This is a genomic window from Pantoea sp. WMus005 (assembly GCF_013415305.1).
In the GTDB taxonomy this organism is placed as follows: Bacteria; Pseudomonadota; Gammaproteobacteria; order Enterobacterales; family Enterobacteriaceae; genus Pantoea; species Pantoea rara.
Genome location: NZ_JACBXU010000008.1, coordinates 61,368 through 74,369 on the forward strand (window position 1 = coordinate 61,368; position 13,002 = coordinate 74,369).

The 13,002-nt window shown below is 53.1% G+C and carries 15 protein-coding genes; 10 read left to right on the forward strand and 5 right to left on the reverse strand.

What is annotated here, in order from left to right:
- Positions 1-9: 9 nt before the first annotated feature.
- Positions 10-912, reverse strand: coding sequence for a divergent polysaccharide deacetylase family protein (locus HZZ01_RS20255; protein ID WP_179899236.1), 903 nt, complete (start codon positions 910-912; stop codon positions 10-12).
- Between the two features lie 3 nt (positions 913-915).
- On the reverse strand, positions 916-2,217 hold the full coding sequence (gene envC / locus HZZ01_RS20260) for a murein hydrolase activator EnvC (RefSeq protein ID WP_179899237.1): 1,302 nt from the start codon (positions 2,215-2,217) through the stop codon (positions 916-918).
- Positions 2,218-2,469: 252 nt separating this feature from the next.
- Here envC and HZZ01_RS20265 point away from each other — a divergent pair, with 252 nt between their 5' ends.
- The 5 genes from HZZ01_RS20265 (at position 2,470) to cysE (ending at position 5,590) form a co-directional block, all read left to right on the forward strand.
- Positions 2,470-2,901: a rhodanese-like domain-containing protein gene (locus HZZ01_RS20265; protein ID WP_109653815.1), complete on the forward strand. Its 432-nt coding sequence runs from the start codon at positions 2,470-2,472 to the stop codon at positions 2,899-2,901.
- Positions 2,902-2,920: 19 nt separating this feature from the next.
- The gene (gene grxC, locus HZZ01_RS20270) at positions 2,921-3,175 is read left to right on the forward strand and encodes a glutaredoxin 3 (RefSeq protein WP_179899238.1); all 255 of its coding nucleotides are present in this window, start codon (positions 2,921-2,923) and stop codon (positions 3,173-3,175) included.
- A 38-nt stretch (positions 3,176-3,213) separates the two neighbouring features.
- Positions 3,214-3,684: a protein-export chaperone SecB gene (secB, locus tag HZZ01_RS20275; protein ID WP_179899239.1), complete on the forward strand. Its 471-nt coding sequence runs from the start codon at positions 3,214-3,216 to the stop codon at positions 3,682-3,684.
- The gene (gpsA, locus tag HZZ01_RS20280; protein ID WP_179899240.1) at positions 3,684-4,700 is read left to right on the forward strand and encodes an NAD(P)H-dependent glycerol-3-phosphate dehydrogenase; all 1,017 of its coding nucleotides are present in this window, start codon (positions 3,684-3,686) and stop codon (positions 4,698-4,700) included. Before secB ends, gpsA begins: the two co-directional genes overlap by 1 nt.
- A gap of 68 nt (positions 4,701-4,768) precedes the next feature.
- Positions 4,769-5,590: a serine O-acetyltransferase gene (gene cysE / locus HZZ01_RS20285; protein WP_179899241.1), complete on the forward strand. Its 822-nt coding sequence runs from the start codon at positions 4,769-4,771 to the stop codon at positions 5,588-5,590.
- On the opposite strand, the gene trmL is transcribed toward cysE, so the two are convergent.
- From trmL to cpxR, 3 genes are read right to left on the reverse strand one after another with little or no spacing between them, the layout of a single operon-like run.
- The gene (gene trmL / locus HZZ01_RS20290) at positions 5,587-6,060 is read right to left on the reverse strand and encodes a tRNA (uridine(34)/cytosine(34)/5-carboxymethylaminomethyluridine(34)-2'-O)-methyltransferase TrmL (RefSeq protein ID WP_179899242.1); all 474 of its coding nucleotides are present in this window, start codon (positions 6,058-6,060) and stop codon (positions 5,587-5,589) included. The two genes, cysE and trmL, sit on opposite strands and share 4 nt — an antisense overlap.
- Before the next feature lie 35 nt (positions 6,061-6,095).
- Positions 6,096-7,475 (reverse strand): envelope stress sensor histidine kinase CpxA, encoded by a 1,380-nt coding sequence (gene cpxA / locus HZZ01_RS20295; protein WP_179899243.1) that lies wholly within the window; start codon positions 7,473-7,475, stop codon positions 6,096-6,098.
- Positions 7,472-8,170, reverse strand: coding sequence for an envelope stress response regulator transcription factor CpxR (cpxR, locus tag HZZ01_RS20300; protein ID WP_009088062.1), 699 nt, complete (start codon positions 8,168-8,170; stop codon positions 7,472-7,474). The genes cpxA and cpxR overlap by 4 nt, the downstream gene beginning before the upstream one ends.
- 148 nt (positions 8,171-8,318) lie before the next feature.
- Here cpxR and cpxP point away from each other — a divergent pair, with 148 nt between their 5' ends.
- From cpxP to HZZ01_RS20325, 5 genes are all read left to right on the forward strand, one after another.
- Complete coding sequence (gene cpxP, locus HZZ01_RS20305) at positions 8,319-8,828, forward strand: cell-envelope stress modulator CpxP (RefSeq protein WP_179899244.1); 510 nt, start codon at positions 8,319-8,321, stop codon at positions 8,826-8,828.
- Positions 8,829-9,283: 455 nt separating this feature from the next.
- The gene (locus HZZ01_RS20310) at positions 9,284-9,439 is read left to right on the forward strand and encodes a general stress protein (RefSeq protein WP_003851267.1); all 156 of its coding nucleotides are present in this window, start codon (positions 9,284-9,286) and stop codon (positions 9,437-9,439) included.
- Between the two features lie 249 nt (positions 9,440-9,688).
- Positions 9,689-10,591 carry a CDF family cation-efflux transporter FieF gene (gene fieF / locus HZZ01_RS20315; RefSeq protein ID WP_179899245.1) on the forward strand — a complete coding sequence of 301 codons (903 nt, stop codon included), beginning with the start codon at positions 9,689-9,691 and terminating at the stop codon, positions 10,589-10,591.
- Between the two features lie 208 nt (positions 10,592-10,799).
- The gene (gene pfkA, locus HZZ01_RS20320) at positions 10,800-11,762 is read left to right on the forward strand and encodes a 6-phosphofructokinase (RefSeq protein ID WP_003851263.1); all 963 of its coding nucleotides are present in this window, start codon (positions 10,800-10,802) and stop codon (positions 11,760-11,762) included.
- 144 nt (positions 11,763-11,906) lie between these two features.
- Positions 11,907-12,896 (forward strand): sulfate ABC transporter substrate-binding protein, encoded by a 990-nt coding sequence (locus HZZ01_RS20325; protein WP_179899246.1) that lies wholly within the window; start codon positions 11,907-11,909, stop codon positions 12,894-12,896.
- Positions 12,897-13,002 lie beyond the last annotated feature (106 nt).

Genomic DNA, 13,002 nt, shown 5'->3' on the forward strand with positions numbered 1-13,002 from the left:
ATAGCAAATTCAGAACAGATTCTTTAGCGTCTTAAACAGCGGGCTGTTATTCACGCTTTCGCCTATTACCGTTAAGGCTCTGGTAGCCGGAACCGGCGCCAGCGGCTGTTTCGGTTTACACAAACCGGCAGGCTGGAAGCGTGGAGGTACCGGTTTTGGCGGAGCCACAGGCGTCTGTGAGCCGCTATGGAGTGATTCGTTCAGCAACTGGCTGGGACGAACCAGCGTAATGTCGGCTGGCAGCGTGGGTAACATCTGTTGCAGCACCCGTACGGTAGTCGGGTGAGGATGACCAATGGCAATCGCGTAACCGTTGCGCTGTGCCAGTTTCACCGCCCGACTGAACTGCTGGCGGATGGCGTTAATATCCTGGCTGTCATCAAGGAATACCCGACGTTTTAACACTTTGACCTGGGTACCCTGCGCGGCAGGAATCGCCTGACTATTGGCGATGGTCATGCTATCCAGGAAGTAGAGATTGTAGTGGTTCAGCGCCTGCATCACTTTCTGCATGCCGGGCAGGCTTGAGGTCATTCTGCTGCCCATATGGTTGTTAAGTCCCACAGCATAAGGCACGTTGTTAACCGCATTGCGCATGATGCGTGAGACCTCTTCGCTGCTCATCTCCGGCGTTAAAGTATCTTTTTCCAGCGGCTGTTTGCTCAGGGGTGCCATCGGCAGATGGATCAGGACTTCGTGACCACTCTGATGCGCTTTAGTCGCCATTTCACGGGCGTGGGGCGCGTTGGGCAACACCGCCACTGAAATGGCCTGCGGCATCTGCAGGACTTTGTTCTCTTCGGTGGGGCGATAACCGACATCATCGATGACAATCGCCAGTTTGCCCGCCTGCGCAGCGCAGGAGAACAGCAGGGCGCTCAACAGAACGGGAATTTTTCGACGTTGCAGCAAAACTTATTTTCCTAACCACGGAAGTGGATTGACGGCCTGTCCCTGACGTCGGATTTCAAAATAGAGCGACGGGGTACCGCGGCCACCACTGGTGCCCACCAGCGCGATAGGCTGTCCTGCCTTCACCTGCGTACCTACGCTCACCAACGCACTTTGGTTGTAGCCATACAGACTCATATCGCCTTTACCGTGTTCCAGCACCACGACCAGACCATAGCCCTGTAACCAGTCGGCCATCAGCACACGACCGTCAGCGATAGCTTTCACCTCGGTGCCTTCCCGCGCATCAATCACCAGCCCTTTCCAGCGCAGTTCACCCTGCAGCTGTTCACCAAAGCGGTGTTCAATACGTCCGCGTACTGGCCACAAGGCCTGTCCGCCCGCGCGACCCAGTCCACCGGTGCGGGCCACCAGTTCGCGTTCGCTCTGGGTTGGCTGATAGCTGGAACCTTTGGCTTTCGCCTGGGCCTGACGCTGACGCACTTTTTCCGCCTCACGCGCTTCACGGGCTGCGCGCTCGCGCGCCTCGCGTTCCGCACGGGCGATTTTATCCTGCAGACGGCTTTCGTTTTGACGCATCTCAACCAGATCGGCCTGATCTTTTTCCAGCGCACTTTCCAGTGACGTCAGGGTCTTTTTACGCGCTTCGCTCGCCTGTTGCAGCTTCTGCTGCTGGCCCTGCTGCTGCGCTAACAAATCTTTCTGCTGCTGCTGTTTCTGCTCCAGCGATGCGCGTTGCTGATCTAAATCCTGACGTGTCTTTTGCAGCGATTCGATACTTTTCTGGCGGGCAGCATTCAGATAACCGAAATAGGCCAGAATACGCTCACTGCGCTGGCTCTCTTCACCGCCCATCAAGAGCTGTACACCGTTGTGCTTACCCTGGCGAAATGCCGCATCAAGTTGCTCTGAAAGCAGGCTTTCCTGACGAGTTTGCTGTTTTTCAAGACGGGTAATAGAAGAAGCGAGTTGTTTGATTTCGTCATTCAGGGCGGTAAGACTATTGCGTGTGTCACGTAGCTGTCGACTCGCCTGAGCAATGATTTTTTCCTGGCTCTGCAGCTGGTCGAGTAATTTGCTACGCTGCACCTTCTGCGCTTTGACGCTTTTCTCTTTCTCAGCAATGTTTTGCTGAATGGACTGCAGTTGAGATTTGCTGTCTTCTGCACTCCGGGCAACAGCAGGCAATAACAGTGCCCCCGCACAAAGCAGGCTAAGGGAGAGGCTGGACAAGTGTATGAACAACGGCAGGTTATCGCCGTTGGGACGGGTCCTTGTGTGCGAAACGGTTGTTTTTCCCTTCATAGGCCAATGATTATTCCACGATGAACCGCCGCTTACCAGTGCTCCCCACTGGCATTTGCTTTTCCAGTTATGTCCACTTTCGCAATGGCATGGATTAAGCCTTACGCCATTTTTGCTATTCAGCCACTTTTTTTGGAAAATGGCGCACAAATCGATACTCTGGCCGCATAGCATCTGTACATGCGAAGTGGCGCAGGTATACTCAGAACCCTTGTTTTAGCTTATTAGCCCGGTCTGGAGTCGTTACCCCTCATGCAAGAAATTATGCAGTTTGCAAGCAATCACCCCATCCTGAGTCTGGCATGGGTCGTTTTACTCGTTCTGGTGATTGTGACTACCGTTAAAGGAATGTTCTCTAAGGTAAAAACGATCAGCCGCGGTGAAGCAACCCGCCTGATTAACAAAGAGGACGCGGTAGTGGTAGACGTGCGTTCGCGTGACGATTTCCGCAGAGGGCATATTTCAGGTGCGCTGAATGTGGCAGCCGCTGAGATTAAAAAAGGCAACATCGACGAACTGGCAAAGCATAAAGCGCAGCCCATAATTGTGGTGTGTGCAACGGGACAAAGCGCGGGTGATTCTGCTGCGCATCTGAGCGCTGCTGGCTTTGAGCAGGTTTCAGTACTGAAAGATGGTATCAGTGGCTGGAGCGGCGAAAATCTGCCATTAGTTCGCGGTAAATAAACTCACAGAGGTGCTGATCATGGCAAATGTTGAAATGTATACCAAGGCTACCTGTCCTTATTGCCATCGGGCGAAGGCGCTGTTAACGCAAAAAGGCGTATCGTTTCAGGAGATCCCCATCGATGGAGACACGGCGAAACGCGAAGAAATGATAAAACGTAGCGGTCGCACCACCGTGCCTCAGATTTTTATTGATGCATTGCACATTGGCGGCTGCGACGACTTATTCGCACTCGATAACCGCGAAGGTTTAGATCCACTACTGCAGGCGTAACTTTACGCCGGACAATCTCATAAATAGGATTTGGTCACATGTCAGAACAAAACACTAACGAAATGCAATTCCAGATTCAGCGCGTATTCACCAAAGATATCTCTTTTGAAGCGCCAAATGCCCCGCAGGTTTTCCAGAAAGAGTGGGAACCGGACGTAAAACTGGATCTGGACACTGCATCTTCTCAGCTGGCTGACGAAGTTTACGAAGTGGTACTTCGTGTGACTGTAACCGCCACTGTGGGCGAAGAGACGGCTTTCCTGTGTGAAGTTCAGCAGGCTGGTATCTTCACCATCAGCGGGATCGAAGGAACGCAGATGGCACATTGCCTGGGTGCATACTGCCCGAACATCCTGTTCCCGTATGCACGCGAATGCATTACCAGTCTGGTATCACGTGGTACGTTCCCGCAGCTGAACCTGGCACCGGTTAACTTTGATGCGCTGTTCATGAACTACCTTCAGCAGCAGCAAGGCGAAGAAGGTGCAGCACCCCATCAGGATGCCTGATGACAACTCACGCTTCGATTAGCGTCATCGGTGCCGGTTCCTACGGCACCGCTTTGGCGATTACGCTGGCCCGTAATGGCCATCCGGTGCTGCTATGGGGACATAACCCGGCGCATCTGGCGCAACTTCAGAATGACCGCTGCAACACTGCTTTTCTGCCTGATGTCCCGTTCCCCGACAATCTTTCCCTTGAACCTGATCTGACCAAAGCTATTGCTGCCAGCCGCGACTTATTGATCGTGGTGCCGAGTCATGTGTTTGGCGATGTGCTGCAGCAGATCAAGCCTCATCTGCAGCCAGACTCGCGAATTGTCTGGGCGACCAAAGGACTGGAAAAAGAGACAGGCCGTTTGCTGCAGGATGTGGCGCGTGAAATCGTAGGTGATGCTATTCCGCTGGCCGTGATCTCCGGGCCGACCTTTGCGAAAGAGCTGGCAGCGGGATTACCGACCGCTATCGCGCTGGCCGCAACGGATGCGCAGTTTGCTGACGACCTGCAGCAGAAGCTGCACTGTGGTAAAAGCTTCCGTGTTTATAACAACCCTGATTTTGTCGGCGTACAACTGGGTGGCGCGGTGAAAAACGTGATCGCTATCGGTGCCGGGATCTCTGACGGGATTGGTTTTGGCGCGAATGCGCGCACCGCACTGATCACTCGTGGTCTGGCAGAGATGAGCCGCTTAGGCGCAGCGTTGGGTGCCGATCCTACGACCTTTATGGGCATGGCAGGCCTGGGCGATCTGGTGCTGACCTGTACCGATAATCAGTCGCGTAACCGACGTTTTGGCATGATGCTGGGCCAGGGCGAGGATGTAGATAGCGCGCAACGCATTATCGGACAAGTTGTAGAAGGCTACAGAAATACTAAAGAAGTCAAAGCACTGGCTGCACGTCTGGGCGTAGAAATGCCGATCACCGAGCAGATTTATCAGGTGCTGTATTGCGAAAAACCGGCGAGAGATGCAGCATTGAGCCTGCTGGGACGAACAAGGAAGGACGAAAACAGCACTGGCTAACGCAGGACGCGTAGCATCATCACCTGCAGCGCCCACTCAGGCGCTTTTTTTATCGGGAGAAAGCAGCAATGTCGTCTGATGAGTTAGAACTGGTCTGGAATAATATCAAAGCAGAAGCGCGCGCGCTGGCTGATTGTGAGCCGATGCTGGCCAGCTTCTTCCACGCGACATTGCTCAAGCATGAAAATCTCGGTAGCGCACTGAGTTATATGCTGGCTAATAAACTGGCTAACCCGATTATGCCCGCCATCGCCATTCGTGAAATCGTTGAAGAAGCTTACCGTGAAGATCCGTCGCTGATTATGTCAGCGGCCTACGATATTCAGGCCGTGCGTCAGCGCGACCCGGCAGTCGATAAATACTCCACGCCGCTGCTCTACCTCAAAGGTTTTCACGCCTTGCAGGCCTACCGCATTGGCCACTGGCTGTGGAATGAAGGTCGGCGTGCACTGGCGGTTTATCTGCAGAATGAAATCTCCGTCTCTTTTGCCGTCGATATTCATCCCGCTGCCAACATCGGCCACGGCATCATGCTCGACCATGCCACTGGCATTGTGATTGGCGAAACCGCCGTAGTTGAGCATGATGTCTCGATCCTGCAATCAGTGACCCTGGGCGGAACCGGTAAAACCAGCGGCGACCGTCATCCTAAAATTCGTGAAGGGGTGATGATTGGTGCCGGTGCGAAAGTACTCGGCAATATTGAAGTCGGCAAGGGAGCAAAAATCGGTGCTGGTTCTGTGGTTTTACAACCCGTGCCGCCGCATACCACTGCAGCAGGCGTACCCGCGCGTATCGTCGGTAAGCCAGGCAGTGAAAAGCCGTCGATGGATATGGATCAGCACTTCAATGGCAGCCTGGCCGGTTTTCAGTTTGGCGACGGTATCTAGTCTTTAATCAGCGCGCCTGCGTAATCCAGCTGGCGCCACGCTTCATAAACCACAACTGATACAGCATTCGACAAATTCATACTACGGCTTTCGGGTCTCATCGGGATGCGGATTTTTTGCTGTGCCGGTAACGCGGCCAGAATCTCAGCGGGCAGTCCACGGCTCTCCGGTCCAAACAGCAAATAATCCCCCGCCTGATAGGCAACGGCACTGTGCGCAGGTGTTCCCTTGGTCGTCAGCGCAAACAGACGCTCAGGCGACTCGCTGGCGACAAACGCCTGATAGTCAGCATGGAATTTAATGGCCGTAAATTCGTGGTAATCCAGCCCGGCACGACGTAAACGCTTGTCATCCCAGGCAAAGCCGAGCGGCTGAATCAAATGAAGCTGGAAGCCCGTATTAGCGCACAGGCGAATGATGTTGCCGGTATTCGGCGGAATTTCTGGTTCAAACAAGACAATATTAAGCATAAGGCCCCCGATGACAGGGGCCGAAGCATAGCAAATTATTGACGGCCGGAGGAGTAGAGCGGCAACCAGAGGGTCAGACGCAGGCCGCCCAATGGGCTGTCATCGGCTTTAACCCAGCCGCGATGTTGCTGCACCGCGGTTTCGACAATTGCCAGACCGAGACCAGTGCCGCCTGATTCGCGATCGCGTGCTTCATCGGTACGGTAGAAGGGACGGAAAATCTGTTCACGATCTTCCGGACTTACGCCAGGACCATCATCATCAACGTGTACCGTGATACCGGAAATATCGACGGAGAAGCTGACGCTAATGTGCGTGTGTGAATAGCGCAGCGCATTGCGCACGATATTTTCCAGCGCACTCTCCAGCGCATGAGGGTTGCCATAAAGCGGCCATGGCCCCGGCGGATAGGGGATATCCATCTTCTTGCCCATCTGCTCAGCTTCGAAACGGGCATCTTCCAGCACGCCATTCCACAACTGATTCGCCTTCATCGCTTCGCTGACCAGCGCATTTTTATGCTGGGTGCGCGAGAGCACCAGCAGATCGTTAATCATGCCGTCAAGTCGCTGTGCTTCCATCTCAATGCGGGCCAGCTCCTTACCTTCACCCTGTCGCCGACGCAGCAGCGCGGTAGCCAGTTGCAGGCGGGTAAGCGGGGTACGCAGTTCATGGCTGATATCCGATAACAGGCGTTGCTGACCGGTCATCATCCGTTCCAGCGCACTGACCATCTGGTTAAAGCTGGAACCCGCGGCCAGAAACTCCTGCGGACCTGACTCCAGTTCCGGATGCTGACGCAGGTTTCCACTTGCGACTTCATCGGCGGCATATTTCAGCTTACGTGCCGGGCGTGCCAGGCTCCATGCCAGCCACAGCAGCAGCGGTGAGCTGATCAGCATGGTGACGATAAGCAGCAATAATGGACGGTCAAACAGCAGATTGACAAAATCGAGCTGGGAACTGTTGGCGGGACGGATCATGTAAAGCTGGTAGTTATCTTCGCCATCCCGGACGGCAAAAGGCCCTACCAGCTCAACGCGACCATATTTCTTCTTTTGTGGATGATCGGCATTGTCAGACTGGCCGATAAAATTGCGGATAACCTGCATTTCATTATGTTGCGCGCCGATCACCCGACCTTCACTGGTTACTAACAGCAGCCGCTGACCCGGCGGTGCCCACTTTTCCACAGCCCGAAACAGGCGACGCCACCACATCAGATCGTTAGGGGGATCCTGTGACAGCTCTGCTTCGACGTGTTGCTCAATCATGATGCCCTGCCGCTGTTCACTCTCCAGCAGCGAGGTCATCTGTCGTGAATCAAGTTTGGGCACCATTAACACCAGCATCAACACCAGCGCCAGCGTTAACCAGAAGATAGCGAAGATACGGGTGGTCAGACTTCCAATCATGATGCCGAAACCATCAGATAGCCGCGGCCACGTAACGTTTTAAACCAGGGATGACCGTCACGGCGCTCAGGCAGCTTGCGACGCAGATTCGAGATATGCATATCAATGGCACGGTCAAAAGGTGTCAGGCGTTTGCCCAGCACTTCCTGACTCAGATGTTCACGCGACACGACCTGGCCCAGATGCTGCGCCAGCAGGTAGAGCAGGGTGAACTCAGTACCGGTAAGATCCAGCGTGACATCATCAAAACTGGCCTCCTGACGGCCGGGATTGAGACGCAGGCAGTCCACTTCCAGCGTAGGTGAGCTGTTATCATGTTGCTGCTGCTGTTCACTCCAGTTTGAGCGCCGCAAAATAGCGCGGATACGCGCCACCAGTTCGCGATCGTTAAACGGCTTAGGCAGATAGTCATCTGCACCCAGTTCGAGGCCCAGAACGCGATCCAGCTCGCTTCCGCGCGCCGTTAGCATGATGACGGGGGTTTGATGTTGCTGGCGCAGTTCTTTCAGGGTGTCGATACCGTTTTTCTTCGGCATCATGACATCCAGTAAAAGCAAATCAATAGAGTTATCGAGCAGGTTCAGTGCTTGTTCACCATCACTGGCGACCACCACTTCAAACCCTTCCATTTCTAACAGTTCTTTTAAAAGCGAAGTTAATTCGCGGTCGTCATCTACCAACAGGATTTTATTCATTTTTGTAGCCCTCCGCAGGCAAAATACCGTGTTCCTGGCGCACCTATCCATCGCTTTACGTAGTTTTACACCCCCTGACGGATGTTTGCAGCTGTCGCCGTACACTGGCTCTCGTTGAATCGCAAAACGGAACGAACTGGAGTACACGATGCGCAAAGTAACCGCCGTCGTCCTTGCCTCAGCGATGGCTCTGAGTGTCGCCAGCGCAGATGCTAAAGATGCGACGACGATTGACGAGATGCATCATGGCGGATTGCCGACAGGCAGTATGACGCAAAATCCGCAAAGCCACATGTTCGACGGTATCGAGCTGACTGAAGAGCAACGTCAGCAGATGCGTGACCTGATGCAACAGGCCCGACATGATCGCCCGGTCGTTCATATTGATGATATCGCAGCACTCCATGAGTTAGTGACTGCAGACCAGTTTAATGAAGCGGCCATCCGTCAGAAGGCGGAAGTTATCGCCAGAGTTCAGGTTGAACAGCAGGTCGAGATGGCGCGCGTACAGAATCAAATGTTTCAGCTGCTAACGCCGGCCCAGCAGTCCACGTTACAGAAGAATTACCAGCGGCGACTTAATGAGCTGCGACAGTTTTCGAATTTGCAGTCAGCGTCATCGCTGCAGGCAGTGAGTAGTACCAGCAGTAACCAGTAACATAGTATCCCTGTTTTCCTTGCCATAGACACATCCCTGTCTTCCCCCGCCATGATGGTGGGGGTTTTTTTTATCTTTTTTTCACTTTTTTTATTTTGACCGGAATCATCACCTATCAATAAAACATCCGTTTTATTAGCGTGTATCGAGATTTTTTACATCAGATTCATCGATTTCTTATTATTTGCGTCACGGCGTAAATTTAAACGGACCGGCAAGCGTTCTGCTGCCTGTAAAATATTATAACTCACTGAAATTAAATGAATTACAGGTGGTCTCTGAGGTTTTTTTTCATATCTTTCAACCAGATAAAATCCCCGCGTTACGCTTGCCGGTTCAGGCGCATCTCCTAGACTAAATCCTGTCACTGCAGGGAAGTTAAGTGTCTTTGCGAAGTCTCAGGGAGCAGCAACCACATTATGTAGTCCTGAATGAAACTATTAACGGAGTAAGTTATGGCAGAGCATCGTGGTGGTTCAGGTAATTTCGCAGATAATCCGCAAAAAGCGTCTGAAGCTGGCAAAAAAGGTGGACAGAACAGCGGCGGCGGAAACTTCAAAAACGATCGTGAAAAGGCATCAGAAGCCGGGAAAAAAGGCGGTAAAAAGTAGTCGCCGATCTTTTCTCAGCATCGGCCAGTCGCTAAGTATGGTCTGGCAATGATGTGTATGACACTTTGCCCCGTCCTCCAAAGGTCGGGGCTTGTTATTTTTGCCTGCTTTACTTAATACCCCTGCGTTTCTCAAATGAGCCTGATCCGGAAAATCACCCGTTAAGCACAGCCCGCCTCCTGGTGTTAAACTTCAGCCATTCATCCATTTAAGTGCGCATCCTCACTGATAGCGCATAGGGAATCTGGCATGCAACCCTCTTATGGCCGACTGGTAAAGCGTGCTGCGCTCGCTGCCACCATTCTTGCGTCTGTGCTTTTAATAGTGAAAATTTTTGCCTGGTGGTACACCGGTTCGGTGAGTTTACTGGCCTCACTGGTCGACTCACTGGTGGATATCGCCGCCTCGCTGACCAATCTGCTGGTCGTGCGTTATGCGCTGCAGCCTGCCGATGAAGATCACACGTTCGGGCACGGCAAAGCGGAGTCGCTGGCGGCCCTGGCGCAAAGCATGTTTATTTCCGGTTCGGCGCTATTTCTGTTTCTGACCGGCCTGCAGCATCTGGCAACGCCCAATGAGTTGCGGGCGCCAGGTGTCGGAATTGTGGTGACCGTTGTGGCACTGAGCTCAACGCTGGTGCTGGTCGCCTTTCAGCGCTGGGTGGTGCGTAAAACCCGCAGTCAGGCGATTCGGGCTGACATGCTGCACTATCAGTCGGACGTCATCATGAATGGCGCCATTTTGATTGCGCTGGTGCTGAGCAGCTATGGCTTTGCCCGTGCAGATGCCCTGTTCGCCCTGGGGATTGGTGTTTTCATTCTCTATAGCGCATTGCGGATGGGCTACGAAGCGGTGCAGTCATTGCTGGATCGCGCGTTACCGGAAGAGGAGCGGCAGCAAATCCTGACGCTGGCAACAAACTGGCCGCAGGTGCAGGGCGTTCACGATCTGCGAACCCGCCAGTCCGGCCCGACCAAATTTATTCAGTTGCATCTGGAACTGGAAGATCAGCTGCCACTGGTACAGGCGCATCGGGTAGCCGATCAGGTTGAGAAGGCGTTACGCAAAGAATTTCCCGGTTCAGATGTAATTATCCATCAGGATCCCTGTTCTGTGGTACCGTTCGAGACGAAAGATTCTTTAGGTTTTTAACGTAAATGAATCAAATCGATACGTCAGGGATGACGTATCGCTAACATCGCTGCAAAAAATAGTGAAAAGTTGTCTGACCTGAATCAATTCAGCAGCAAGCCTTTGATATACTATCTGCCATCACATGTCGCGCTGGTCGTAAAAGTGAATGTCAGCAGCGATCGACAGGCAGGATTAACCCTTAGTTTTGAACAATCCAGAGGTTGTCATGATCAAAAAAATTGGTGTATTAACCAGCGGCGGTGACGCCCCAGGCATGAACGCAGCTATTCGTGGAGTGGTTCGTTCCGCGCTGAGTGAAGGACTGGAAGTTTTTGGGATCTATGACGGTTATCTGGGATTGTACGAAGATCGCATGATCAATCTTGATCGCTACAGCGTCTCCGACATGATTAACCGCGGCGGCACTTTCCTGGGCTCAGCGCGTTTCCCTGAGTTCCGTAATGAAGATGTGCGCCAGGTCGCCATTGAGAACATGAAAAAGCGCGGCATCGATGCGCTGGTAGTGATTGGGGGTGACGGTTCCTACATGGGGGCTAAGCGTCTGACTGAAATGGGCTTCCCCTGCATTGGTCTGCCTGGCACCATCGACAATGACGTGGCCGGAACGGATTACACCATCGGCTATTTCACTGCGCTGGAAACCGTGGTTGAAGCGATTGACCGCCTGCGAGATACCTCTTCCTCGCATCAGCGTATCTCGATTGTTGAAGTGATGGGCCGCTACTGTGGCGATCTGACCCTGGCGGCAGCGATTGCCGGTGGCTGTGAGTTCATCGTGCTGCCAGAATTCCCGTACACCCGCGAAGAGCTGGTAGCGGAAATCAAAGCGGGCATCGCCAAAGGTAAAAAGCACGCTATCGTGGCGATTACCGAACACATCTGCGATATCGATGACCTGGCGCGTTTCATTGAAACAGAAACCAAACGTGAAACCCGTTCGACCGTTCTGGGCCATATTCAGCGTGGCGGCGCACCTTGTGCGTATGACCGTATCCTGGCGTCACGTATGGGGGCTTACTCCATTGAATTGCTGATGCAGGGTTACGGCGGCCGTTGTGTCGGCATTCAGAACGAGAAGATGGTGCATCACGACATCGTTGACGCGATTGAAAACATGAAGCGCCCGTTCAAGCGTGACTGGCTTGATACTGCAAAAAAACTCTATTAGTTCTGTTGCGGGGTGTGCTGCACAGCATGCCCCCTGCATTCTCGTTCGATATTCCCCAAAGTTATAACCGCTTATTTTTAATTCTTTTAGCTCTGTAATAGTTTATGTCACGCTGAGCCCATAACGACATTGGGAGAGTGCGTAATGAACAAGTGGAGTATCGGCGTTACCCTGTTGCTGGCCTCAACCAGCGTTCTGGCGAAAGACATTCAGCTGTTAAACGTTTCCTACGATCCAACCCGTGAGCTGTACGAACAGTACAACAAAGCGTTCAGTGCGCACTACAAACAGGAAACCGGGGATAATGTCGTGGTCCGTCAGTCGCATGGCGGTTCCGGTAAACAGGCGACCTCAGTGATTAATGGCATCCGTGCGGATGTCGTCACACTGGCGTTGCAATCGGATGTCGATGCTATTGCAGAACGCGGTCGTATTGATAAGAACTGGATTCAGCGTCTGCCTGATAACTCTGCGCCTTACACGTCCACCATTGTCTTCCTGGTCCGCAAAGATAATCCCAAGGGTATCCATGACTGGAGCGACCTGATCAAACCAGGCGTGTCCGTGATTACCCCTAACCCGAAAACCTCCGGCGGCGCACGCTGGAACTATCTGGCGGCCTGGGGCTGGGCGCTGGATCATAACCATGGCGATCAGGCCAAAGCGCTGGCGTACGTCAGAGCGCTGTTTAAAAACGTTGAAGTGCAGGATTCCGGTGCGCGCGGCGCGACCAACACCTTCGTTGAACGCGGGATAGGTGATGTGCTGATCGCCTGGGAAAACGAAGCCTATCTGGCGGTTAACAAGCTGGGTAAAGACAAGTTCGAGATTGTCACCCCGAGCGAATCAATTCTGGCTGAACCCACTGTATCAGTGGTCGATAAAGTGGTGGATGAAAAGGAAACGCGTAAAGTCGCAGACGCTTATCTGAAATACCTTTATTCGCCAGAAGGTCAGACTATCGCGGCACAAAACTACTATCGTCCGCGTGATGCCGAAGTCGCGAAGAAATTCGCCAGCCAGTTTGCGCCAGTGAAACTGTTTACCATTCAGGATAAATTTGGTGGCTGGGCACAGGCTCAGAAAGCGCACTTCGCCGATGGCGGCAGCTATGATCAGGTCATGAAACCGTAATACGTTGCGGTCAGTGCATCCCTGCGCTGACCGCTTATCCACAATAATCCCATCTTTCTCTCTTCGTTGCCCGGCCACTGGGTTAGTCGCCCGAATTCCCCGTGAC